Origin of the sequence: Chryseobacterium arthrosphaerae, assembly GCF_001684965.1 — a bacterium.
Lineage (GTDB): Bacteria > Bacteroidota > Bacteroidia > Flavobacteriales > Weeksellaceae > Chryseobacterium > Chryseobacterium arthrosphaerae.
In genome coordinates, this window is the sequence record NZ_MAYG01000031.1 from 153,056 (window position 1) to 179,667 (window position 26,612).

Genomic DNA, 26,612 nt, shown 5'->3' on the forward strand with positions numbered 1-26,612 from the left:
ATGAAAAGCTTCAGAAATGTATTTGATCAATATGGCTGGGATGAAGTAAAAAACAGGCTCAGAAAGGTAACTTTATCAGACGTCCGCTACAGTCTTCAAAAAAAGAATAAAACAATGGATGACTTTCTGAATCTGATTTCCCCGGCGGCCTCAGGGGAGCTTGAGATCATGGCTAAAATGACCCGTTCCCTTACTCAGAAACGTTTCGGGAAAACGATTCAGTTGTATGCGCCGCTGTATCTCAGCAATGAATGCCAGAATATCTGTACCTACTGTGGATTCAGTTTAGATAATCAGTTAAAAAGAAAAACACTTTCAGATACAGAATTGCTTGTTGAAGCTTCAGTCCTGAAGTCAATGGATGTAAATCATGTATTACTGGTAAGCGGAGAAGCCAATAAGATTGTGGGAGTTCCTTATTTCCAGAATGCTGTACGCCTGTTAAAACCTCATTTTTCCAATATTTCTATTGAAGTGCAGCCTTTGGCAGAAGAGGAGTACAGTCTTCTTCACAAGGAAGGTGTACATTCCGTATTGGTGTACCAGGAAACTTATCATCAGGAGGTTTATAAAGAATATCATCCCAGGGGAAAAAAATCAAATTTTGATTTCCGTCTGGATACGCCTGACCGTATTGGCAGGGCAGGAATCCACAAAATAGGACTGGGAGTGCTTCTTGGACTGGAAGATTGGCGTGTAGACAGCTTTTTCAACGCATTACATATTGATTTTCTCCAGAAACAGTATTGGAAAAGCAGATTTTCGGTTTCATTTCCAAGGCTGAGACCGGCTGAAGGAATTATTGAGCCTAATTTTATTATGGAAGATAAAGACCTGCTTCAGCTGATCTGTGCTTACCGGATCTGGAATGAAGACCTGGAAATCTCTATATCTACCAGAGAAAATGAGATCTTCAGAAATAATATCGTTTCGCTTGGTGCCACAGCCATGAGCGCAGGTTCCAAAACCAATCCCGGAGGCTATTCTGTGGATAAGGAGTCTTTAGAACAGTTTGAAACCAGTGACGAAAGGAGTATGGATGAAATCAGGATGATGATCAGAAAATCAGGATATGATCCCGTAATGAAAGACTGGGATTCTGTTTACAGTGGATTTTAGATTTCAATTAAAATAAAATATGAAAGAAGATGTTTTTTCCCGGTACAGCCGGCAGATATTCATCGATGAAATAGGACTGGAAGGGCAAAAAAAGATTATGGCATCAAAAGCACTTGTTGTGGGAGCCGGTGGCCTCGGAAGTCCTGTTATCCAATATCTGGCGGCTGCCGGTGTCGGAACTTTAGGAATTGCAGATTTTGATCTTGTAGAATTGCATAACCTAAACCGTCAGATCATTCACACGGAAGACAGAACGGGAATGTCTAAAGTAAAAAGTGCTGAGGTATTCGTGAAAAACCTTAATCACCAGGTGAATCTGATTCCCATTGAACAGAAAATCAATGAAGCCAATGCCGCAGACATTCTTTCCCGGTTTGATATCATCATCGACGGATCTGATAATTTTTCAACAAGATATCTGGTTAATGACACCTGTGTGAAGCTGAAAAAAACATTGGTGTACGGAAGTATCCTTGGGTTTTCAGGACAAGTGGCTGTATTTAATCATCGGGGAAGCAAAAACCTGAGAGACCTGTTCCCGGAACCTCCGTCTGACGGAGATATGCCGGACTGTGACAGTTTAGGCGTTCTGGGAGCTTTGCCGGGAATCATAGGAAGTATGATGGCACTTCAGACCTTAAAAATCATAGCTGATCTTCCTGTGATTTTAAATCAGATGACATGGGTAGATACACTGAATTGGAGATTTCAGACGATTGATTTTTAACAGCTTAAAAAGATTAAAAATATTTCTCCATTCTATAACTATTCAATAGAAACGGGCTTTAGCCCGTTTATTTTATAACAAAATTCCATCGGCTTTAGCCAAAACTTACGCTTTTGATTTCTGAAGGATTTGTTATAATCCATAAAAATAAAAGAGGCAGTAAATTGTACTGCCTCCTTCTGTATCATTATTCGATGAAAAATTACTGTCCTTGCTGCATAACACCACCATTATCTTCTTTCTTGGTGCTATTAAGGATATTAGGATCTTCTTTTGCCAGTTTATTCTTTGTCGGAATCTTGTAATTGATGGAAATTCCGAAGTTTCTTGAGTCATACTTGGATCTCAGCATCGCGCTCTCTCCCAATGGAGGATTAGAACGTACCTGCATAACCTGTCCGTTGAAAATATCATTGGCAAAAACAGATACAGTAAGACGGTTGTTCATAAACTTCTTTGTTAATGTAATATCTAAATTATTGTTGAACGGCTTCTCTGCTGTAAAGTAGAAATATCCTGCTTTAGGCGTCAGATAGCTGTAATTGGCTGTCAGTTTAATATCTTTTGGAAGAAGTAACTGAGTCATCACATTGAAAATCCAGAACCCTTTATTGTTAAGGTTATCAATTTCATGCTTCTGATATCCTGCATAGATGTACATGAAATTCATCTTGTCAGGATTGAAGTTGGATTTCATAATTTCACCGATCGATTTGGTGAAAATCTGAAACGGAACCGGAAGACCTACATTGAAATTGTGAATTTTCATATTTGAAATATTCATCTGCTGGTTGAATAGTTTTCTGCCGTCCTTTCTGATAATCTGTGCTACCTGGTTGTTTGCTGAACTTACGCTGTACCCGATGAAAGCATAATCGAAAGCTGAGATTTTTATTTCATAATTATCAAAAATAGTAGGCTGCAGATTTGGGTTACCGCTTACTTCCGTATTGGGGCCATAGAAAGTTACGTTATTCGGGTTTAAGGCAGAAATACTTGGGAGGCTTATTTTTCTGTTGTAATTGGCAGCAATAGAAACCTGATTCATCATATTATACTGCACACTTGCATTGGGGAAAAACTTGAATTTATTGAAAGGAGTCAGACTGGCTTCTGTCAGCTTTTCTTCTTTATTGAAAAACCTTGTTATCCCTGAAATATCATAATTTTCAGCCCTTGAACCCAAGGTGAAATCAAACTTTTTCAGTTTAGCCTGAAATTCCAAATACATAGAGGCGGTCTGTCTCTGATATTCAAGATTGGTTAAGCCAAAACTTTCAGTATCGTAATCCTGTCTTTCATACAATCCTCCAAAGCTTACTTTTCCACCATCAAGAAGCTTGATAGGCTGAGCGTAATCTACTTTGAAATTGGCAATATTCATCACGGATTTATTGTTCAGAAGATCTTTTACGCCACTCATAGCACTGTTGATCGGAGGTTGGGGATCCGCAGCAAAATTTCCATCCTGAAAGAAGTTGTCCTGAGAAAATTTACTGTCTGATCTTGTATAACCAAACTGAAAATCCAGTTTTTGAGATTTATCTGCAAAACGTTTCTGGTAGGTTACAACAGCTTCCTGTCTCAAACTATTCGTATGGGCAACATCTGAAGAAGTATAAAAAGCCTCTCTCAGATCATTTTTATTATTATCAAAAGGTAAATCTCCATGACCCTTACTCAGGGTGTAATTGTCATTATTATTGTGATAGATATCGTAATTTAATAATAGACGGTCTTGCCCTAAATCGAATGTTATTCCTGATTTTGCAAAGTAACCTCTTCCCAGTCGGTCCGTATTGCTGTCCAGAAGCTCATCCTGTTTTCCGTTAAGCATACTTTCACGATAGTTTTGCCCTACATTCAGCTGCCAGCCGAAATATTTATTTCTTGCGTTCAGATTAAGGGAATTGGTTGTTCTGCTTCTGTATTTATCATAATTCGAAAATGAATAATTTCCGGAATACGTTGCTGTTAAATATTTATTGGCATTTTTATTCGTAATAATATTCATGATGGCCCCTCCTGAAGTTGCCGGGAATTCGGCTCCGGGCTGGGTAATTACTTCGATTCTTTCTACAGAATTGGCGGGCATTCCTTCGAGGAAAGAATTCAATTCGTTGGAAGTAATATTCAAAGGTCTTCCGTTGAGGTAAACATCCAGCATTTTTCCCTGGTACATCATTCCTGCAATATCCGTTGCAACAAGTCCCGGAAGCTTTTTGATTCCTTCCAGCACGTTTCCGTTATTCAGTTGAGGTTGTTCAGAAAAATCAAAAATAGTACGGTCTGCCTTTTGTTCAACGGCTTTTTTAGTTTTGGTGATCACCACCCCTTCAATTTGTTTCTCTTTAGAAGCAGCATTCTCTTTTTCCTGAGAAAAGACAAACACAGATCCCAGGAGTGACAAAGCGAATATAGTTTTTTTCATAATGTTTTTACTAATATCCGGTTAGACGCAGAAAAAGATCATTTGTTACGGTAAAATGTTGAAAATCGAAAATTTAGGGTGAATATTTTTTTATTTCCGAAATAATTATATCTTTGCCGGGTAATTATCAAGAATCTCTAGATGGGATAGCAACCTGCAAAAACAAGCAAGGTGCTGCAAGCGATAAGCCGGATCTTCCGGAAAAAATGTTTATCATTCTATCATTACTCCCATCTTGAATTTTTTGTTTTAAAGCTAAAATCAAATGTTTAAAAAGAAGGGAAATCACATTTCATCAGTACTTTTTTATTCTTCGGATCATGAAGGGAATCTTCATTACTCTGATATGTTCTCATGCCATTTCTACATGCGCATGTGCTGTTGTTTCTAGCCGTTCTATTTCTAAAAAATAATACAAACATTTCGAATGCTCTGGTAACCTTACAACTTTAAGGTTACAGGAATTGCATTGCCTGAAAAAACCTGACAATAAAAAAATAACAACATGCATAATTTCAGAAAAAAAATTTTTATTCCTTCCATTACGCTTATCTCTACATTTTATTACGCACAGAAGGATACTTTACAATCTAAGAAAATAGAAGATGTGGTGATTCTTGGATCAAGAGGTTCAGGAAGATCATTAACAGATACCCCGGTTCCGGTAGATATCATTAATATTTCAAAAATCTTAAAACAAAGTCCGGCCAATAATATCAGCCAGGCTTTAAATTACATTGTACCTTCATTTTCATCAACTTCACATACCGTTAATGATGGAACTGATTTTGTAGATCCTGCGCTCCTGAGGGGATTAGGCCCGGATCAGGTTCTGGTGCTGGTAAACGGAAAAAGAAGATATCAGTCTTCGCTTATTAATGTTACCCTTACTCCGGGAAGAGGTTCTGTGGGAACCGACCTTAATGCTATTCCTGCCTTTGCTTTAGAAAAAATTGAAGTTTTAAGGGACGGTGCTTCTGCCCAATATGGGTCCGATGCCATTGCCGGAGTGGTAAACCTGGGATTGAAAAAAAGATTGGGACTTTCCGGACAGGTATTTTTAGGAGGGTATGCTTCTCCTGTTACCAATAATTTCTCTGGTGGAATAGATGGACAGACCATTTCTGTAGATCTTAATTATGGAGCCAGAATAGGAAAAACAGGATTCTTTAACGTTACTGGTTCTGCCCAATACCGGGATCCTTATTCGAGGGCCGGAGTAAGAAACGGAGATATTTTCAATGCTTATAATGCCATTCATTACAGGGCTTTACAGGATGGAATTAATATTGACGGGTTGTATAAAAATATTACCAATACTCCCAATTCCCAGCAAATTATCAACACAATCAAGCAATATGCAGTGAAGGTAGATTATTTTGGGAATGATTTTCAGTCTCAAATCTCAGGGGCAAATAGTATTGCTGATCTTCAAAAAATATTGGACAGGGATTTTACCTCTCAGGAACTTAATTACAGAGGATTGGAAAGGAAAGATTTCAGCTTGAGGGCAGGCCAGTCTAAATTACAGTCCGGGCAGCTCTTTTTTAATTCTGAAATTCCTCTTAGTGATGAATGGAAAGTCTACTCATTTGGAGGCTACAGCTACCGTCTTGGAAATGCCGGAGGATTTTACAGGCTTCCGAACAATGAGAGAAATATAAATTCAATTACGCCCAACGGATATCTTCCTCAAATTGAAGCAACAGTAAATGACTATTCTCTTGCTGCCGGAATCAAAGGAAAATGGAACGGCTGGAATGTAGATTTCAGCAATACATTTGGAAAAAATACCTTCGGTTTCGGGGTCGTAAATACTTTTAATGCATCGCTTACAGATAATTCTCCAAGAACTTTTGATGCAGGAGGATCTGAATTTTCACAAAATACCGTCAATCTTGATTTCTCCAAAAAATATGATGTACTGAAGGGGTTGAACATTGCATTTGGGGGCGAGTACAGGCATGAAAATTATAAAGTAAATGCCGGAAAAGAAAATTCTTATGCCTCATACGATATTTTTGGCCGTGTGGTAACCGCTCAAACGCCTGAAAATGAAAAAGTAACTGACTTTTTTAAGAATATAAGACCGGCCGGAGCCCAGGTTTTCCCAGGGTTCAGCCCGGAAAATGCAGTGTCAGGAAACAGAAACAGTATTGCAGCTTATGCTGATGCCGAGTTGGAAGTTACTGATGGCTGGCTGTTGGAAGGAGCTTTACGATACGAGAATTATTCAGACTTCGGGTCTACATTCAATTATAAGGTGGCAACCAATGTAAAGGTGGCTCCCAACCTGAACTGGAGAGGTGCTGTTTCCACGGGGTTCAGAGCGCCTTCATTGGCCCAGATCTATTACAGTTCCACTTCTACTTTGATCCAGCAGGGGGTAACAACACAGGTAGGTACTTTCAGGAATAATTCTGAAGCTGCACAGGCATTGGGGATCCCAAAATTGAAACAGGAGACTTCACAGTCCTACAGCACAGGAATTACATGGAAGATTCCGGCATTAAGCCTGACTTTCACGGCAGATGCTTATTTAATAAAGATTAAGGACAGAGTAGTTTTAACTGATCTTTTCTACCGTCCTGATGGAAGTTTTACTCCTGGTTCAGACCAGGCCGTTCTACAGAATGCTTTTGATCTCGCAAGAGCAAGCGCTGCCAACTTTTTTGCCAATGCAGTAGATTCTCAGACAAAAGGGCTGGATATTACTATTTCGCAGAATTCAAAAATCTCATCAGGGGTTTCTTTGGAGAATAATCTGGGAATCAACTTTAATCAGACGAAAAGAATCGGAGACATCCATGCATCACCGAAATTGGTAAGCCAGATCAATAATTATTTCTCAGAACCTAACAGAATTTATTTTGAAGAAGCTGTACCCCATGTAAAAGCTACATTAGCCAACACGGTAAGGGCTTCCGGCTTTACTTTCGTACTGCGCAATTCATTTTTTGGTAAAGTGACTGATGCAGATGTTGTAGATGCTGATTTTGATGGAGTAAAGGGAGGTACAGAACATTTTGTCCTTAACAGCCGTTTGGTAACAGATCTGTCTGTAGGGTATAATTTTAATAAAAATATTTCGGCAACAATAGGCAGCAATAACATCTTCAATATATTGCCTTCTAAAAGCCCCAATATACCGTCATTAACAGCAGATAACCAGTTTGTCTATTCCAGGCAGGTTTCCCAGTACGGGATAGGGGGAAGATTCTTATTTGCAAGAATTGAATTCAGTTTCTGATATATACTGCTTAGAAGTTTTGATGACAAAAGACAGAGATCCGCTCTCTGTCTTTTGTATTTTTATTTATTTCAGAGATGAAAACTCTATAAAATCATATTCTGCAGAAGAGGTAAAAAGCTGTCGTAATACTGCAGCATGCCCGTTTCCGGCAATCACAAGAATTCTGTCTTCACTGTTGTGCGGAATGTTTTGAATATTTCGGAACATCCTCAGGTTCCTGCTGTACCAATAAAGCGCAAGCATATCAGCACCATCATGTTCTCTCAGTTTGAAATCACCGCTCAGATAGGCTCCGTACCCGTACTGATGGCTTTCTTTGGAATTCATGTAAGTAAAAGTGTCCAGAAGAGATTTAAAATTTTTAGGCTCAGAACTCTTGTAGAAAGCAATAAACTGCTGGGAGACCGGATCATCACTCCTGAAATCATAATCTTTGCTGAGGTTTTTAAAAAATGCAGAATCAGTTTTTCCAAAATGTTTTTCAAGATCATCCAGAATAGATTCTGCATCAATACTGAACAATTCGTTGATTTTAAGTTCACTGGCTATTCTCATTGCAAGCTGATAACGCTCATCTCTTTTGTCACGGTGCTTACCTTCGTTGTATTCCTTCAGCTTTTGATTGGCATTCCAGCTTGGCCAGGCTTCTATAGCAATCTTTGTAGGTTTAAATCTTTTGATATATTCTACAAGTTCAGTGACTTCTTTTGCTGTTTCAGGAGAAAGCACATCCACCTGATCTTCTTTCCTGGTTTTATGGGCATCAAGATTAGGGTAATCAAAATGGAATGAACCTACCACCAAAACTTTTGTCTTTGGGCTGGTAAAAAAATCTGAAGGTTTTTTTTGAGCCAATACTGATGTAGAAAGACATACAAGAAAAATATAAATTAAGGTTTTCATGAGTTTATTTTTTTTAAAGTTACTATTAAATTATTGTGCACGGTTTTTTTCTTCGAAATTCACCGCTCTGTTATTTGATTTTATTGTTTGATTTCCAAAACTGTAGGTGATGCTGAGTACCAGCCTTCTGGCATCCCAATAATTGTTGAAAGACTGTGTATTATCTGCAAAATACACATCTGCTTTATATCCGGACTGCTTAAAAATATCACTTACCGAAAGGTTGATCTGGACCGCTTTCTCCACAAGGCTCATCTTGATTCCGGCATCCAAGCTGGCTCTGTTTCTGATGGAAGAGTATCCGTCACGGGAAGGAAGATTATGCCAGTAATTCACAAACAGGAAGAAGGTTTTGGCCTTATTGAGCTGAAAAGTATTGTTGGTGGAATAATAGAACGATTGTCCGTTTTTTGGAACAGCATTAAATTGTGTGATCTGTGTTTCATTATAGCTGAATGAAGCGGAAATATTGCTTTCCCAGATCTTAAAAAATGTGTCCGTATAATTGAGGTTAATCCCATATTTATCCTGATTATAATAATTGTAATAGGTACTGGTAATATCTTTTCCGTCAAGGAAAGTGATCTGGTCAAAATTATTGACGGTTCTCTGGTAATAAAGATTGGCAGAGAATCTATTTTTAAAAATATAATTGAATTCTATATTATGGTTGAAAGAAGGCTGCAAGCCTGGATTTCCGGAATAGTAGGTTCTCGGATTGGAGTACCATCGGAACGGGTCCAAAGCCCGGAAATAAGGGCGGTTGATCCTTCTTGAATAATTAATGCTGAACTGGTTATTCTCATTGGCTTTATAGGAGATATATGCCGTAGGAAAGAATTTTCCATACCTGTTTTCAGATTCAGTCTGCGTGGTAGGTGAAAAGCCGTTGGTTTGCGTGTATTCATAACGAAGCCCGGCTTTGGCAGACCATTTTTCACTGAAATCCTTACTGGCACTGAGGTATGCGGCATAATTTTTCTCTTTGTAATTAAAAAGGTTACTTCTGCCCGGATCTATAATATAACCGTCCTGAATCAGATTAAAATAGCCTATATCCGAATCATTGGAAAACTGACTGTATTTTGCTCCTGTTTCCAGCTGGATCTTTTTAAAATTTAATGCAAGATCGGCCTGCCCCGAATAAATTTTATAATCTACCGTAGAAAGATTCCGAACCACCTGCACCGAATTGTCTGCCAGGTTTCTGGTGGTAAAATTGACGTTATTATCAGGCAGGTTCCCATAATAATTGGCACCGAGACTCAATTTATGTTCCCCGAATTTCTGATCAAAATATAAATTCAGCATCTGTGATGTAAAAACAGAACGGTGCTTAGAATCCGTATCAGTTTGTAACGTTACGGCATTATAGGTAAAATAGCTCTGCTCTGACCTGATATCCATATCGGAATGACCTTTTGAAATATCATATACCAGCCCGATATTGGCATTTTTAGAAAGTGAATAATCGAAATTGGCATTTAATCCAAGGCCGTCATTCATATCCCGTCTGTCATCCCTGCTGATAGAAGAATTCTGTCCGATGATCTTATAATTTTCCACGGAACGTTTATCTGCATCATATCCCAGAACTTTTACCGAGGCTTTCCATTTTTCATTTTGATAATTTACACCAGCCACACTGGTGAACCCTGCGTATGTTTTCTGAGTATAGTTGGTATTCAGGTAGCCATTCCATCCGGGATTCTGGTTTTTTTTGAGAACGATATTGATAATTCCGCTATTTCCCTGGGCATCATATTTTGCCGGCGGGGTGGTGATTACCTCTATTTTCAGGATGTTTTCTGAACGGAGGTTTCTCAGATAGTTGATAAGCTCAATGCCGGAAAGATTAAGCATACGGTCATTTACCATCACAGAAACTCCATTTTTCCCTGCGATAGATATAAGACCTTTATCTTCGTCAACTTTCAGTAAGGGTGTTCCGGCAAGCACTTCCATTCCGGAACTTCCCTGAGAAAGCATTGAATTCTGAACATTGTAAACCAGACGGTCTACCTTACGCTCTACCAGGGCTTTCTTTCCGTTGACTGTAACAGCATCTATTGTATTGACACGGGCGGTATCTTGAGTCTGACCCGCTGCAAAAGAACAAGCTAAAATTGCTATGGAGAGAATGTGCTTTTTCATAGTATATAAATGACAGTTTAGAGGTTGTGTGTGTTACATTTCCTGAACAAAAGTATGAGTTGGGGCTTTTTTCAGAAATAGCCATTAGATGAACTGCTGATTTGGGAAGATGAAAATAGTTTGGTCGGAAAAAAACAGGCTTTTGTCGATAAAATATTGAAATATGATATTCTGGAGGTTTATATTTGAATATGAAAAGAAAGCAGATTATATGGCTTCAGATTCTCTATTGGGGATTTGATTTTTTGGGGTCGGTCATTACCCCTTTTTATTTTTTTCCGGAGGAGCTTAACTATCAGATAAGTGTTCTCAAGATTACCTATTTTATAGTAAGAATACTTAGTTTCTATATTTTGTATTTATTTGTTTTTCCTAAAATTTTCAGACCTGATAGGCTTTATACTGCTGTCTTTGTTTTTCTGTTTGGCCTTTTGTCTTTCGCGGGGCTGCGCTATTTATTGGAAGAACTCATTTTGCCGGTGACATTTGGATTCCGGAATTATAATGAGAATACGGGACTCGCTTACTATTTTTTTGATAATGTTAATAAAAGTACTCTTACAACTTTTATTGCCGGAATTTTATGGATACTGGAAAAATACGGTATCGCTGAAAATGATAAAAAGCAACTTTTAATAGAGAAAAAGCAGGCTGAGCTTCAGGCTTTGAAAACCCAGATCAATCCTCATTTTATTTTTAATTCACTGAATAATATCTATTCCCTTGTTTATCAGCATTCGGATAAGGCACTGCCGGCTATTGAGGAGCTTAGTCAGCTATTAAGATACAGCACAAAAGATCTTGAAAGGGATACTATTCCTCTTGAAAAAGAACTGGGGTATATTGACAGCCTGATTGCACTGGAAAAACTCAGGATCAAAAATCCTGAATTACTGATCACAGAGAAAAAAATTGAATATCCGCATCTTAATATTTCGCCGATGCTGTTGGTGCCATTTGTAGAGAACGCTTTTAAACATGGCGATTTCCGGAATAGAGGCTTTGAAATGAAAATTTCCGATCATGATAAAATCCTGCATTTTTCTCTTTCAAATTTTAAAAAGGAAAAAGTAAAAGACACGGTCTCAGGAATAGGGATAGAAAATGTGAAAAAAAGACTGGAGATTTTGTATCCGGACCATTATGAGCTAAGTATAAAGGATTCTGAAACGGAATTTGTTGTAGATTTAAAAATTGATTTAAGAAATGGATAAGATTAAATGCATTATTGTAGATGACGAGCCGCTGGCGATTTCTCTTCTGGAGAGGTATGTAGAGCAGATTCCTTTTCTTGAACTGGTTTTTTCTACCGAGAATCCTATTCTGGCGTTGGAATATATCCAGAATCATCCTTCAGACCTGATCTTTTTAGACATCCAGATGCCGGAACTTACAGGAATCAATTTTATGAAAATCGTAGGAGACAGGCAGAAATATATTCTGACAACTGCGTACTCAGAATATGCATTGGAAGGCTATGAACATCATATTGTTGATTATCTTCTGAAGCCTGTTTCGTTTGAACGTTTTCAGAAAAGTATTGTAAAAGCCCGGGAACGGTTTTCTTTTCAGCCTACAGAAAATACGCATTTCTTCGTGAAATCCTCAGGCAGGCAGCACCGTATCGGGTTTCATGAAATTTTTTATATTGAAAGTATTAAAGATTATGTGAACATCCGTACAGAAACTGAAGAGTACATCGTTCTTGATACCCTTAAGTCAATGGAAAGCCAGCTTCCTGAAAGATTCATACGCATTCACAAATCTTTTATTATCAATCTTGACAAAGTGAAAAGTATTGGTGCAAGAAAAGTAATACTGGGAGATGTTGAAGTTCCGATAGGGGACAGCTACAGGATTAAGCTTTTGGAAAGATTAAAGTAATATAATCCTGACTAGAGCAGGATGAATTGTGTGGTATTTAAAAAGCGGACCAAAGTCCGCTCTTATTGATGTACCATTGTGTTGACAGTATTTCAAATATCCTGATAGGCTATTAATTAGGGTTTTTGTGTGAGTTTAGCGATATAGTTATCCAGGTTGGCAACAGTTTCTTTCTCCAGACCGGTGGCAGAAAAAACAATATTTGAATTTTCATCAATGATGATATGGGATGGATAGTTGGAAATCTCATATAGGGAAATGATATCTCTGGCATTCGGTACGATATTGTATTTGAATGTTTTCTTAGAGAGGAAGTTTTTTACAACTTTTTTATCGTCAAAGGTAATTCCTAAAAATACGACCCCTTTTTCTGAATATTTATCTACCAGGTCATTAAGTTCGGGCATTTCCATCAGACAAGGCTTACATCGGGTATACCAAAAATTAATCACGACTGTTTTCCCTTTCAATTCTTTGATACTGTAAGATTTACCATTCATATCTACCACTGTAAAGTCTTTCGAAGGTTTTATTTCGTGCCTTTCAGCCCGTTTTTTACTTATACTTTTTACCTTTGCAATCTCTTCTTCCGAGAGTTGTCTCAGCATAATGGCTTTAATGTTTCCTTTTTCATCCTCATATTGTTCAGGAGCATAATCTCCCTTCATTACAGCTTCCATCATTTCCCCTCCCCGTACTCTTTTCCCATCCGGTAAATAGACCGGGACTGATTCTCCGTCAAATCTTTCTAATTTTTTTTCTGATTTCTTTAATCCTTTCAGAACCTCTTCAGGAGTTGACTGTGCCATCAAGTGTAGCGGTATCATACCGATTATCAACACCAGGATTTTCAATTTACTTTTTAGTTTCATCTTTCGTTATTTTAAATTTGTAATTTTTTTAATCTGTTTAAATTGGAATAAGCCGGGATATTTATTTACTTTTCTTATAAAAATTAACCCCGCATTCGAGGAACTTTTTAAAATCCTCTTTCGGCATATACCCTGAAACAGGAGTATTGATCACCTTACCTTCCGGAGTTATCAGCACATAGTGAGGCTGTGAGTTATTGTTAAAATTCACTTGCTGGAACAAGCTCCACCGGTCACCAATAGTTTTTACCTTTTTGACCTGTCCGTCTCCAAGATCAATTTTAGTCTTCTGATCTTCAGGAAGCTCTTCCTTGTCATCCACATATAGAGAAGCCAGTACCACATCATTCTGAAGAATCGGTAAAATATCAGCTTCACTCCATACAAACTCTTCCATTTTTCTGCAGTTTTCACATCCGTACCCTGTAAAGTCGATCAGGATAGGTTTATTTTCCTTTTTGGCAATTTCTACAGCCTTGAAGAAATCGTGTTCAGGATGCATTCCTAAAATTCCATCCTTTTCATCATGGAAATAACTTACATTCAGTGGAGGTAAAATTCCGCTTAAAAGCTGCAGTTTCGGACGCTCAGCAGGAATTAACCCCTGAACCAGATAAATCACAAAACCAATACCCAGCGCCCCTAAAACCTTTCTTGTAATAGAAATCTTAGGCTTTTTATCATCATGCGGGAACCTGATCAGACCAAATAAATATAAAGCCAGCCCTAATGCAATAACGATCCATATTCCGATGAAAAGCTCTCTTTTTAACAAGAATGTTTTAGAAACAAGATCAGCTTTCGATAAGAACTTTAAAGCCAGAGCCAGTTCTACGAAACCTAAAACAACCTTCACCGTATTCATCCAACCTCCGGATTTCGGAAGACTCTGCAATGCCTGCGGGAATAAAGCCAGCAATCCGAAAACAATTGCCCATGCCAGCCCGAATCCTGCTAATGCAAATGTCAATAGCATTGGTACATTCGTGGAGCCCGTTACCGCACTTCCCAATAAACTTCCTAAAATAGGACCTGTACAGGAAAAAGAAACAATGACCAGCGTGAGTGCCATAAAGAAAATACCGATGATACCTCCGGCCTCTTCCGCCTTTGAAGATTTATTGGCAATAGAACTCGGTAAAGTAATATCATAATACCCGAAGAAACTTCCGGCAAAAAAGATGAATATAATAAAGAAGGCAATATTCAGCCATACACTCGTAGAAATCTCATTGAATATATTCCCTGCAATTCCGTCGATAACGTGGAAAGGAATACTCAATAACACAAAGATCAGCAGGATGAAAAACCCGTAGATAAGCGCATCCCTTTTCCCTTTTGCCTTATTCTTGCTTCCCTTGGTGAAGAATGAAACCGTCAGCGGGATCATCGGGAAAACACATGGCGTAAGCAAAGCAATTAATCCCCCGATAAACCCTAAGAACAGGTAAGTCCAGTAATTTTCATCCACCTTTTCTGAAGCCGTACCACAATCCGTTAACGGATTTTTGAAATCAATCGTTTCAATTTTCAGCTGTTTAGGATCAAGTTTTGGACCTTCAGAAATAGTAACCTTCTGTTTTACAGGATTCTCAGTTACAGTTTCAACTGCTTTCACAGAATCTTTTGCAGGTTCTGCGGTTTCTTCCGTTGCCCCTTTCGGGGTCACCTTCTGATTGAACTCTAACGTATTGGGAGCCAGACAAACCCTGTCGTCACACGTCTGATAAGTGATCTCAGAAGTGACATCCGCCGGTTTTGCAGGATCTTTTAATTTGAATTTCTGCTTAAATCCGGCAGAATTGGAATAGTAGACAATCGTTCCCCCGAAAGCCTCGGAAAACTCTTCGTGTTTTTTCCCTGTTTCGGTAAACTTCCCGATCAGCTCAATATTCTTTCCTGTTACTTTGTATTCGGTTGGGATTCCTGTGTCTTCGGGCAGGTCTTTTGAGTAGATATGCCAGCCGCTTTCCATCGTTGCATTCAACACCGCTTCGTACTGGTTGTTGCCAAGATCGTTGATGGTAAATTTAAACTTTACGGGATTTTTGATCTGTGCGTTAATTCCCGTTGCCAAAAATAGCAGAATTAATAAAAACCAATTTCTGAATTTTATCGTTTGTTTCATTAAAAATACTTTTTTCATCATTTGTGTTTTGCTGATTTGCTACCCGATATTAACGTCAGACAGATTCACTATGCAAACTTAAAGAAGCTTGCCTGAATAAATTGTTAACTGATTTCTAACTAGTGTTAACCAATGTTAACTGCTGTAATTCAGCATATGATTAAGCTGTATATTTGTTTTAATAAAAATTAAAATGAATAAAAAATTTAGATCCGTATTTATAATTGCATCACTCACAGCTGCATGTATATTGGTTTTTCAGCTATACTGGATTTTTAATTCATATAAAACAGCAGAGAAAAATGTAAAAAATACTATTGAAAATATCCTTGAAAAAAGTGTTGAAATCTATCAGATGGAACAGATTGATCAGCTTAATATACCTCCTATTATAAGGAGTAATGATCCTACTTTATATTATACGACTAAGAAAGAATACAATAATCCGGGAAATATAGCAAAAGACAGCTCTTATTCTGCGACGATGAAGAGCATAAAAATACCTGAAAAACAATTACCGGAACTCAGGGCAGTGTTTACCAAAGTATTTGCATTAACGATGAAAACGGTTAATTTAAAAGACTTGAGTTCCATTGTAAAGAAAGAACTGATTAAAAAAAATCTTGATCTTGATTTCAAACTTTTTCTGGTGAATAAGAATGTACCACTAAAGGATACATTTTATATCCCTGTACATATTTCAAAAAAAGATTTGTGGGTAAAGGCAGAGGTCACCAATCTTAATGCTTACATCTTTAAGCAAAATCTGATTCCTTTGCTTATTTCGCTGATCCTGATTCTCCTGTCTGCGGGAAGCCTTTATTTTATGGCCATTACGATCAGAAGACAATTGAAGCTTGATGATCTTAAAAATGATTTTATAAACAATATGACCCATGAGCTGCGTACTCCTATTTCTATTTTGAAATCTTCAAATGAGGCGTTATTACATTTTAAAGCCATCAATGATCCTGATAAGGCAGAGAGATACCTTAAAATTAATGATGATATTTTGAATAAGCTGGACCACAATGTAGACAGAATACTGGATATTGCCCAGTTTAATATTCAGAAACCTTCGGTTAACCTGGTAAAAGTTATTCCGGATGAGCTGATCATACCTGTTATCAGTAGGTTTACGGTCAACAGGAATGTTAAGATAGAATACAGCAATCAGCTGAAAGATCATGAAATCTATACAGACCCCTATATCATAGACACTATTCTTTCTAATTTATTTGATAATTCAATAAAATATTCCCGGGGAGAAGAAGTAAAGATAATCCTTCGGTTATCTTCTGTTGAAAACGGATTCCAGCTTTATATAGAAGATAACGGCAAAGGAATTGCCCCTTTATATCTTCCCTATATCTTTGACAAGTTTTTCAGAGTTCCCGAAGGAAATCTGCATAATGTAAAAGGATATGGACTGGGCCTGAATTTTGTGAAAAAGCTTGTAGAAAGCATAAATGGTAATGTAATTGTGAAAAGTGAACTGAACGTAGGAACTACTTTTATAATAAAAATTTTGAATGTATGATGAAAACAAAGGTTTTATTAGTAGAAGATGAAGCTGTACTGGCTATGGTTGTAAAAGAAACCCTGGAAATGAATGGCTTTGAAATTGAAGTTGCCAGTAATGGAGTAGAAGGCTGGACCCGTTTTAAAAACAGCCCACCTGATATTTGCGTTATAGATGTAATGATGCCCCGTAAAGATGGCTTTTCTCTGGTGGAAGATATTAGAAAGATAGATGATCTGGTACCTATTATCTTTTTGACCGCTAAAGTACAAACCGGAGACGTTTTGAAAGGCCTGGAGATCGGAGCCGACGACTATATGAAAAAACCTTTCAGCATGGAGGAACTGATGCTGAGAATAAAGAAACTGGTAAGAAGGTCTTCCGTAAGGCCCAACGACAGCAGCTCAGGGGCATTGGAAGATAATACAATAGGTAAGTTTTATTTTAATTTTAAAAGGCTGGAGCTTTCTTATGAAAATACTGTAATCAATTTGTCACAAAGGGAAGCAGAGCTGCTAAACCTGCTGATGATGCACAAAAATAATGTGCTTGAACGTCAGACAGCTTTGATTAAACTATGGGAAGATGACAGTGTTTTTGCCGCAAGAAGTATGGATGTGTATATCACACGGTTACGTAAATTTTTAGCGCTTGATCCGTCAGTAGCCATTTTAAATGTCAGAGGGGTCGGTTATAAGCTAATTGATTAAAAACAAAAAAGACGGCTTCAGATGAAGCCGCCTTTATATTAATCGATCTAACAATTAATCTTATTTTTCTTGTTGTTTAATCAGATTCAGTGCAGAACCGGCCTTGAACCAGTCAATCTGTTGATCGTTGTAAGTATGGTTGGCCATGATGATATCTTTAGTTCCGTCTTTGTGAATGAATTCTAAAGTCAGTTGTTTTCCTGGGGCAAACTGGTCAAGATCTAAGAAATTGACAACATCGTCTTCCTGGATTTTATCATAATCTGCCTCATTAGCGAAAGTGATTCCAAGCATACCTTGTTTTTTAAGGTTGGTTTCGTGGATTCTCGCAAATGATTTTACCAATACGGCTTTTACGCCAAGGTGTCTTGGTTCCATCGCAGCATGCTCTCTTGAAGAACCTTCACCATAGTTCTGGTCTCCCACTACAATGGTTGGAATGCCTGCAGCTTTGTAAGCTCTTTGTACAGCAGGAACTTCACCATATTCACCTGTAAGTTCGTTTTTCACTTTATTCGTTTCCATGTTGTAAGCATTCACTGCCCCGATCAACATGTTATTGGAAATATTATCAAGGTGACCTCTGTATTTCAGCCATGGCCCGGCCATAGAAATGTGGTCGGTAGTACATTTTCCGAAAGCTTTGATCAATACTCTGGCTCCCGTGATGTTCTTACCATCCCACGCAGGGAATTCTTCTAACAGCTGAAGCCTGTCTGAAGTAGGGCTTACATTCACCACCACACTGGATCCGTCTTCTGATGGAGCCTGATATCCGTTATCATCTACTGCAAAACCTTTTGATGGAAGTTCGAAACCTCTTGGCTCGTCCAGTTTTACCTGTTCGCCGGCTTCGTTAGTTAAAGTATCGGTAATCGGGTTGAAGTCTAATCTCCCGGAGATGGCAACGGCAGCTACCATTTCTGGAGAAGCTACAAATGCATGTGTATTTGGGTTACCGTCAGCTCTTTTGGCAAAGTTTCTGTTGAAAGAGTGAATAATAGAGTTTTTCTCTCCTTTTTCAGCACCCTCTCTGTCCCATTGTCCGATACAAGGTCCACAAGCATTGGTGAAGATTCTTGCATTTTCAAATTTTCTGAAAGAATTTAAGAATCCGTCTCTTTCTGCAGTGAATTTTACCTGCTCAGAACCCGGGTTGATCCCTAAGATTGCTTTTGGTTTCACCCCCTTGGCTACAGCGTCTTCCACAATAGAAGCCGCTCTTGACAGATCTTCATAAGAAGAGTTGGTACAGGAACCGATAAGAGCCCATTCTACCTCTAATGGCCATCCGTTAGCTTCCGCTTTAGCTCTGAATTCAGCAACCGGAGTCGCTAAATCCGGAGTGAAAGGTCCGTTTAAGTGTGGAGTCAGTTCAGAAAGGTTGATTTCTATTAACTGGTCGAAATACTGTTCAGGATTTGCATATACTTCAGGATCTCCGGTTAAATGTTCAGCAATTTGATCTGCAGCATCCACTACATCCTGTCTTCCTGTTGCCGACAGATATCTTCTCATTGAATCGTCATATCCGAAGGTAGAGGTGGTAGCTCCGATTTCAGCACCCATATTACAGATCGTACCTTTACCGGTTGCAGAAAGAGATTGTGCCCCTTCGCCGAAATATTCTACGATACAGCCTGTTCCTCCCTTTACGGTAAGGATTCCTGCCACTTTTAAGATAACATCTTTTGCAGAAGTCCATCCGTTCATTTTACCGGTCAATTTTACCCCGATAAGTTTAGGCATTTTAAGTTCCCAGGCCATTCCGGCCATTACATCTACGGCATCAGCACCTCCTACACCAATGGCAACCATTCCCAGTCCGCCGGCGTTTACAGTGTGTGAGTCAGTACCGATCATCATTCCTCCGGGGAATGCATAGTTTTCTAATACCACCTGGTGGATGATCCCTGCTCCCGGTTTCCAGAAACCAATTCCGTATTTATCACATACAGAACTTAAGAAGTTGAATACCTCAGAGTTTTTGTTGATCCCTTCCTGTAAATCTTTATCAGCACCTACTTTCGCCTGGATCAGGTGATCCGCGTGAGCTGTTGAAGGAACAGCCACTTTAGCTTTTCCAGCCTGCATGAACTGTAAAAGCGCCATTTGCGCTGTGGCATCCTGCATAGCTACTCTGTCCGGTGCAAAATCTACATAAGAGTTTCCTCTTTCATAGGCTTGTGTAGCATTTCCTTCCCAAAGGTGGGTGTAAAGGATTTTTTCTGAAAGGGTAAGAGGTTTTCCCACAATCTGTCTTGCCGCAGCAATTCTTTCCGGGTAACGCTCATACACTTTTTTGATCATATCAATATCAAAAGTCATATCGTATTTTAGTTTTATTCTTTTTCCGTTAATGCTTCTTTTTCTTCAATCCTGAAAAGAAAAATGATTTTTTTATACATCAAAAAACGTTCCTATAATCCATAAATGGGGATAATTTTGACTATAAAACCAAGAGATTTTATAACTTTCAATTTAAGAAAAAATAGATTCTGTTTTTCCTGTTTTTTGAAAAAAAAATCGTAGTTCACTTAAAATAGAAACATTCTAAACAAAAAAACGGAAGATCTTAAATCCCAAAGGACTGCAATCTTCCGTTTTATATAATTTTGAAAGTCTTACGACTTATTGATCAGTTCTGTTAATGAGCGCTGGTACTTGTCAATTCCTTGATAGAAGGAACAAAAGTAGTAAGGTCAATACCCTCAACTGCAGCTTTATACTCATCAATGCTTGGGATTCTTCCGATGATGGCTGAAAGAACCACTACCGGAGTTGAAGCCAGTAAAGATTCTCCTTTTTTGCGTTCAGAATCTTCTACAACTCTTCCCTGGAAAAGACGGGTTGAAGTAGCCAATACTGTATCTCCTTTCGCTGCTTTTTCCTGGTTACCCATACAAAGGTTACATCCCGGACGCTCAAGGTACATTACATTTTCGTATTGGGTACGGGCTTCACCTTTTGGAGCATTGTCGTTGAATTCAAATCCTGAATATTTTTCCAGCAATTCCCAGTCTCCTTCAGCTTTTAACTCGTCAATGATGTTGTAAGTAGGAGCTGCTACTACCAGAGGAGCATTAAATTCTACTTTTCCCTGTTGTTTTTCAAGGTTTCTCAACATCTGAGAAACAATCTTAAGGTCTCCTTTGTGAACCATACAGGATCCTACGAAACCAAGGTCAACTTTTTTCTCACCACCATAGTATGAAAGATCTCTGATGGTATCGTGGGTATATCTCTTGGAAACATCTTCGTTGTTTACATCCGGGTCAGCAATCATAGGTTCTACGATTACATCAAGATCAACAACAACTTCTGCATAATATTTAGCGTTGGCATCCGGAGTAAGAGCTGGCTTTTCACCTGATCTGATTTCCTCAATTCTCTTATTCGCTTTGTCAATTAATCCCTGAAGAACCTTGTTGTGGTTATCCATTCCTTTGTCGATCATGATCTGGATTCTGCCTTTAGCAATTTCCAATGATTCGATTAAAGTATTATCTTCAGAAATATTGATGGATGCTTTTGCTTTCATTTCAGCAGTCCAGTCTGTAAATGTGAATGCCTGGTCAGCAGGAAGTGTTCCGATGTGAACCTCAATGATTCTGCCCTGGAATACGTTCTCTCCTCCAAATTGCTTCAGCATCTGAGCCTGAGTAGCGTGTACCACATCACGGAAATCCATGTGAGGCTTCATTTCACCTTTGAAAGTTACTTTTACAGATTCCGGGATTGGCATTGAAGCTTCACCGGTAGCTAATGCAAGAGCAACTGTTCCGGAGTCAGCTCCGAAAGCAACTCCTTTAGACATTCTCGTGTGAGAGTCACCACCAATGATGATCGCCCATTCGTCTACAGTGATATCGTTAAGAACCTTGTGAATAACGTCTGTCATAGAGTGGTATTCACCTTTCGGGTCACGGGCTGTGATCAGACCGAAATCGTTCATGAATTTCATCAGCTTAGGAATGTTGGCCTGAGCTTTTTTATCCCAAACTGAAGCGGTGTGACATCCTGATTGGTAAGCACCGTCAACTGTTGGAGAAATTACAGTAGCAGCCATTGATTCAAGCTCCTGAGCGGTCATAAGACCTGTTGTATCCTGTGAACCAACGATATTTACTTTTACACGTACATCAGAACCTGCATGTAATACTTTTCCTGGTGTTGTTCCTACAGCATTTCTGTTGAAGATCTTTTCTACAGCTGTAAGCCCCTGTCCTTCGTGAGAAATTTCTTTTGATGGAGCAAAAACAACAGGAGCTTCAATACCCAGTGTCTGGGCTGCAAACGTCTGTAGTTTCTTACCGAATACGATAGCATAAGATCCTCCGGCCTTGATGAATTCCATCTTTTGCGGAGTGAAAGACTTCGTAAGGTCGATCAGTTCCTGATCTCCGTTATATAATTTCTTTTCTTTTGTATTGATTGTTAAAACAGTTCCTGTAGCTACCGAATAGGCCTCTTCAAGAATAACCTCACCGGCTTCATTACGAACAGGGTTTCCATTTTCGTCCACTTTCTTCACCCAATTCTTAAGGTCGATACCGATACCTCCGGTAACGTCAACTGTGGTAAGGAAAATTGGAGAAATACCGTTGGTTCCTCCTACAATCGGAGCGATATTCACGAATGGTACGTAAGGGCTTGCCTGTTTACCTGTCCAAAGCGCTACGTTGTTTACCCCGGACATTCTGGATGAGCCAACTCCCATTGTTCCTTTTTCAGCAATAAGCATAACGCTTGCATCAGGATGTTGTGCCTGTAAAGCTTTGATTTCCTGCTGAGCTTCAGGAGTAATCATACATTTACCGTGAAGCTCACGGTCTGATCTTGAGTGCGCCTGGTTACCAGGAGAAAGTAAATCGGTAGAAATATCTCCTTCACCGGCAATATAAGTAACTACTTTGATTTCTTCAGCCACTTCAGGAAGTTTAGTGAAGAATTCAGCTTTTGCATAGCTTTCTAAAATCTCTTTAGCAATTGCATTTCCGCTATTGTAGGCATCTTTCAAACGGTTGGTATCCGCTTCATAAAGGAAAACCTGAGTTTTAAGAACATCAGCCGCCTGTTGGGCAATGGCAGTATCGTTGCCTAAGGCAAGGTCTAATAACACTTCGATTGATTTCCCTCCTTTCATGTGGGATAATAATTCAAATGCAAAGTCTGGAGTAATTTCTTCTACTACGGATTCACCTAGAATGATTTCTTTTAAAAACTGAGCTTTTACACCTGCTGCACTGGTCGTTCCCGGTAGGGTATTGTAAATGAAAAATTGAAGAGAGTCCGTTCGGTCTGCATTCCCTGAATCTTTGATCTGTGCAATGATTTCGCTCAGCAATTCGGCACTGTCAATTGGCTTTGGATGAAGCCCCTGGGTTTTTCTTTCTTCAATCTCTTTGATGTAATCCTTATAAATATTCATAATAGAAGTCTTTCAATATTAAAGGTAGAGTACGTTATTGCTTCTTTACTGGTCTGTATAAATACAATTAATGGCATTTTGAGATCTCGCATGTGGATGCAACATTAACCGAATAAGGTCAGCATAATCTACACTTTTTTAAAAGTTTTTTAAATTATTAAACAATTCAAAATGCAGCCCAAAATTACGAAATTTTACTATTTTATGAGAATGAAATTATTTAGATTCTTTATAAATATGAATTTGATAATTTCTATTTTTGGCCTTAATTTTGCGGCCCAATGATGAATATGAAAAATATCCTGAATATTTTGTGCGTTTTTATTTCGATTTCTATTTTCTCACAGACTAAATCCGTGAAGAAAACCGGGGTGAAAACCGGCGTCAGAACAACGGTAAAGAAAGCGCCGGTAAAGGCTAAACCGAATCCCGATCTTGTAGTAATCAATAAAGATCTTCCGGTTCTGATCCCTAAAAAGAAAGGGGATCAGTTCGGCTATGTCAATCAGAACGGAAAATTCATTATTCAGCCGGAATACCATATTGCTGTATTTTTTTATGAAGACTGCAATCTTCTGAATTCTCCTAATCAGAAAGTAAGAAAATTCGGAAGCGGAAATTATGCTACGGTAGAAAAAGATATGATTTCCTATCGCATTGACCAGTCCGGGAAAAGAGTGTATCAGTTTAAGGATGCGGACCTGGGGAAATGTAAATTTGAAGAGTATAAACAGCAGCTTTTCCAGGCTTATATTTTAAATGGTTTCTACGGCATCATTGAAAAATCAAAATTTGTCAACGCTGCAGATTACAGACAGTATCAGATCTATCCCCAATATCAGTATTTGTACATTCTGGAAGGTGATGATGTTGCAGATCCAATGATTGTGGCTTCCAACAATGATAAATTCGGTGTGATTGATGTCAATAATAAGGTGATCATCCCGTTTGAATACTCCAACATCAAAAGAAATTTCAGCTGGAAGCTTGGAAAAATGTTTGAAGTTACAAAAGACGGCAAAAACTATTATTATGTTGATGCCAATAATAAAACCTATTAGGTCTGAGGTACACGCATCGGCCAATCACGAATCTCAAAACCACGAAATCAGAAACTCGTATATTTTTTGTACTTTTGCACCCGAAATAAAGGGGTGCTTTTACAGGCTGAGATTATACCCGATGAACCTGGAACAGGTAATGCTGTTTAGGGACGTCCGCTCATAAGGAACGGAACTGTATAATATCTTATCGATCCCCTTTTATTCATTAAATGTAAAGATTTATAGAATGAAAGGATTATTTTTTTTAGGGCTTAGTGTAGGCTCTGTAGCCTTTATCCAGGCTCAAAATACAGACTCTCTGAAAATCAGGGAAATTGAAGCGGTCAGCTTTACCAAAAGACTTCCTGTCGCAAAAGAAATCATCAACGTTCAGAAAGACCTTGACGGGAGAAACCTGGGGCAGGATCTTCCTATTCTTCTGAAAAATCAGACTTCCATTATTTCTACTTCCGATGCCGGAAACGGTGTAGGATATACAGGATTTAGAATTCGTGGTGTTTCCGGGACGGCAATCAATATCATGATGAACGGGGTTCCGTACAATGATTCCGAGAGCCAGGGAACATTTTTTGTCAACGTTCCGGATTTAACGAGCTCTGCCTCACAGATTGTCATCCAGAGGGGAGTAGGTACATCCAATAACGGGGTTTCCGCTTTTGGAGCCAGTGTGAATGTCATTTCAAGAGAACCGGAAGAAAAGTTTTACTTTAAAACCGATGATAGTTACGGTTCTTTTAACACCTATAAGTATTCAGCAGAAATAGGTTCCGGAAAATTCTGGAAAAACCGTCTTTCTGTGATGGGAAGATATACGCATATTCACTCTGACGGTTATATTGACAGGGCTTCATCAAACCTGCATTCCTACAATTTTACTGCGCTCTTTGAAGAAGGAAATACAAAATTGCGTTTAATGGCTTTTGGCGGAAAGGAAAAAACATATCAGGCCTGGGGCGGGGTTACCAAAGAAAAATGGGAAACAGATCCTAAATTTAACGGTTCAGGTGCCATCTATGATGCCGACTGGAAGAATATTGTAGGCTTCTATGATAATGAAACAGATAACTACAGACAGAATCATTATCAGTTGCTGTGGGAGCAAAAGTTCAATGACCGGTGGAACCTGGAAACGACTTTTCATTATACCAAAGGAAAAGGATTTTATGAAAACTATAAACAGGATAATGCCTTCTCAAGATATAATTTACCTAATATTATTGAAGGCGGACAGACTCTGGAAAATTCAGATTTTATAAGAAAGAAATGGCTGGATAATGATTTTTACGGAGTCGTTTCCACCCTTTACGGGAAGCTCGGAAATCTGGATTTAAACTTTGGAGCGGTAGCCAATCAGTATTATGGAAGACATTTTGGAAATGTTACCGGAGTTTTCTTCCCTCAGATCAATGAGCATGAATATTACAGAAACCGTTCTGTGAAAAGCGAAGTTTCAGGTTTTGCCAAAGCGTTGTTCAGAATGGATGATTTTGAATTTTTTGGAGACCTGCAGCTCAGAAGTATTAATTATAACACCAAAATCCTGCAGGCCGGTGATAAGGAAGGTGCCGATCTTGATAAAAACTGGCTGTTTTTTAATCCAAAAGCTGGGGTAAACTATAGAATTGACGGAGGAAAAGTATTCCTGTCCTACGCCCATGCCCATCGTGAGCCGAATAGAGAGGATATTATGGCGAATAATGATGTGAAGCAGGAAAAACTTCATGATTTTGAAGCCGGGTTGGAAAAGCAGTTTGGGTTTTTATCCGTGACGGCCAACGTGTATTATATGTATTACGTTAACCAGCTGGTTTTAAATGGTGCATTGAGTAATGTGGGTGCATTTATCAGAACCAATTCAGGAAAGAGCTACAGAAGAGGAATCGAGATCGGTGCTTTGGCAAAATTGTCTGAACAATGGGAAGTTTCAGGGAATTTAACTTTAAGCCAGAACAGGAATCAGGATTTTAATATCAAAGAAGGAAATGCTCCTAAAAGCCTGGGAAATACACAGATTTCATTCTCTCCGAATATCATTGCAAACGTTGGTTTGAAATTCAATCCTACTAAAAACTTCCAGTTTGCTTTGATGAACCAGTATGTAGGGAAGCAGTATCTTGATAATACCGAAGATAAAAACTTTGAACTTAAAGATTATTTCCTCACAGACTTCAATGCCCAGTATCAGTTTAAAATTGCCAATAATGATATCGCACTGAAATTAATAGTGAATAACCTTTTCAATAAAAAATATGTAAATAACGGGGCTGTTGACGGAAGCCAGGCGTATTACTTTGCACAGGCAGGAACCAATTTTATGTTTGGTGTGAGCTGGAAGATTCAATAGTTTTCGCTGTTTATCTTTATTTTTATAATAGTATTCCTGTTTTAATAGAGAATAATCAAAAGACTGTTTC

At 38.6% G+C, this 26,612-nt stretch carries 16 protein-coding genes and 1 riboswitch; of the genes, 9 read left to right on the plus strand and 7 right to left on the minus strand.

What is annotated here, in order from left to right; translation table 11 throughout:
* The gene (thiH, locus tag BBI00_RS21685; RefSeq protein ID WP_065400921.1) at positions 1–1,119 is read left to right on the plus strand and encodes a 2-iminoacetate synthase ThiH; all 1,119 of its coding nucleotides are present in this window, start codon (positions 1–3) and stop codon (positions 1,117–1,119) included.
* Positions 1,120–1,138: 19 nt separating this feature from the next.
* Positions 1,139–1,846 (plus strand): HesA/MoeB/ThiF family protein, encoded by a 708-nt coding sequence (locus tag BBI00_RS21690; protein ID WP_065400922.1) that lies wholly within the window; start codon positions 1,139–1,141, stop codon positions 1,844–1,846.
* Positions 1,847–2,048: 202 nt separating this feature from the next.
* Here BBI00_RS21690 and BBI00_RS21695 read toward each other — a convergent pair whose 3' ends face one another.
* Positions 2,049–4,277, minus strand: a complete 2,229-nt coding sequence (locus BBI00_RS21695; protein WP_065400923.1) for a TonB-dependent receptor domain-containing protein — start codon at positions 4,275–4,277, stop codon at positions 2,049–2,051.
* Between the two features lie 119 nt (positions 4,278–4,396).
* A riboswitch (SAM-I-IV-variant riboswitch) is annotated at positions 4,397–4,494 on the plus strand.
* Between the two features lie 288 nt (positions 4,495–4,782).
* On the opposite strand from BBI00_RS21695, the gene BBI00_RS21700 reads away from it, so the two are divergent.
* Positions 4,783–7,527, plus strand: a complete 2,745-nt coding sequence (locus BBI00_RS21700) for a TonB-dependent receptor plug domain-containing protein (RefSeq protein WP_065400924.1) — start codon at positions 4,783–4,785, stop codon at positions 7,525–7,527.
* A 66-nt stretch (positions 7,528–7,593) separates the two neighbouring features.
* Here the strand turns inward: BBI00_RS21700 and BBI00_RS21705 are convergent, their stop codons facing one another.
* On the minus strand, positions 7,594–8,433 hold the full coding sequence (locus BBI00_RS21705; RefSeq protein WP_065400925.1) for a DUF5694 domain-containing protein: 840 nt from the start codon (positions 8,431–8,433) through the stop codon (positions 7,594–7,596).
* Positions 8,434–8,463: 30 nt separating this feature from the next.
* On the minus strand, positions 8,464–10,587 hold the full coding sequence (locus tag BBI00_RS21710; RefSeq protein WP_065400926.1) for an outer membrane beta-barrel family protein: 2,124 nt from the start codon (positions 10,585–10,587) through the stop codon (positions 8,464–8,466).
* A 191-nt stretch (positions 10,588–10,778) separates the two neighbouring features.
* On the opposite strand from BBI00_RS21710, the gene BBI00_RS21715 reads away from it, so the two are divergent.
* Both BBI00_RS21715 and BBI00_RS21720 read left to right on the plus strand, forming a co-directional pair.
* Positions 10,779–11,801 (plus strand): sensor histidine kinase, encoded by a 1,023-nt coding sequence (locus tag BBI00_RS21715; RefSeq protein ID WP_065400927.1) that lies wholly within the window; start codon positions 10,779–10,781, stop codon positions 11,799–11,801.
* The gene (locus BBI00_RS21720; protein ID WP_065400928.1) at positions 11,794–12,471 is read left to right on the plus strand and encodes a LytR/AlgR family response regulator transcription factor; all 678 of its coding nucleotides are present in this window, start codon (positions 11,794–11,796) and stop codon (positions 12,469–12,471) included. Before BBI00_RS21715 ends, BBI00_RS21720 begins: the two co-directional genes overlap by 8 nt.
* A gap of 116 nt (positions 12,472–12,587) precedes the next feature.
* Here the strand turns inward: BBI00_RS21720 and BBI00_RS21725 are convergent, their stop codons facing one another.
* Both BBI00_RS21725 and BBI00_RS21730 read right to left on the minus strand, forming a co-directional pair.
* Positions 12,588–13,343 (minus strand): TlpA family protein disulfide reductase, encoded by a 756-nt coding sequence (locus BBI00_RS21725; protein ID WP_083988614.1) that lies wholly within the window; start codon positions 13,341–13,343, stop codon positions 12,588–12,590.
* 61 nt (positions 13,344–13,404) lie between these two features.
* The gene (locus tag BBI00_RS21730) at positions 13,405–15,471 is read right to left on the minus strand and encodes a protein-disulfide reductase DsbD family protein (protein WP_228394814.1); all 2,067 of its coding nucleotides are present in this window, start codon (positions 15,469–15,471) and stop codon (positions 13,405–13,407) included.
* Positions 15,472–15,664: 193 nt separating this feature from the next.
* Between BBI00_RS21730 and BBI00_RS21735 the strand changes: the two genes are divergently transcribed.
* Together BBI00_RS21735 and BBI00_RS21740 are read left to right on the plus strand one after the other, a co-directional pair.
* Positions 15,665–17,011, plus strand: a complete 1,347-nt coding sequence (locus BBI00_RS21735) for a sensor histidine kinase (protein ID WP_065400930.1) — start codon at positions 15,665–15,667, stop codon at positions 17,009–17,011.
* The gene (locus tag BBI00_RS21740; protein ID WP_065400931.1) at positions 17,008–17,703 is read left to right on the plus strand and encodes a response regulator transcription factor; all 696 of its coding nucleotides are present in this window, start codon (positions 17,008–17,010) and stop codon (positions 17,701–17,703) included. The genes BBI00_RS21735 and BBI00_RS21740 overlap by 4 nt, the downstream gene beginning before the upstream one ends.
* 60 nt (positions 17,704–17,763) lie before the next feature.
* On the opposite strand, the gene BBI00_RS21745 is transcribed toward BBI00_RS21740, so the two are convergent.
* Positions 17,764–20,031: an aconitate hydratase gene (locus tag BBI00_RS21745; protein ID WP_065400932.1), complete on the minus strand. Its 2,268-nt coding sequence runs from the start codon at positions 20,029–20,031 to the stop codon at positions 17,764–17,766.
* Positions 20,032–20,350: 319 nt separating this feature from the next.
* Positions 20,351–23,134 carry a bifunctional aconitate hydratase 2/2-methylisocitrate dehydratase gene (locus tag BBI00_RS21750; protein WP_065400933.1) on the minus strand — a complete coding sequence of 928 codons (2,784 nt, stop codon included), beginning with the start codon at positions 23,132–23,134 and terminating at the stop codon, positions 20,351–20,353.
* A 281-nt stretch (positions 23,135–23,415) separates the two neighbouring features.
* On the opposite strand from BBI00_RS21750, the gene BBI00_RS21755 reads away from it, so the two are divergent.
* Positions 23,416–24,195, plus strand: coding sequence for a WG repeat-containing protein (locus tag BBI00_RS21755; RefSeq protein WP_083988615.1), 780 nt, complete (start codon positions 23,416–23,418; stop codon positions 24,193–24,195).
* Positions 24,196–24,424: 229 nt separating this feature from the next.
* The gene (locus BBI00_RS21760) at positions 24,425–26,542 is read left to right on the plus strand and encodes a TonB-dependent receptor (RefSeq protein WP_065400934.1); all 2,118 of its coding nucleotides are present in this window, start codon (positions 24,425–24,427) and stop codon (positions 26,540–26,542) included.
* The last annotated feature ends 70 nt before the right edge of the window (positions 26,543–26,612 follow it).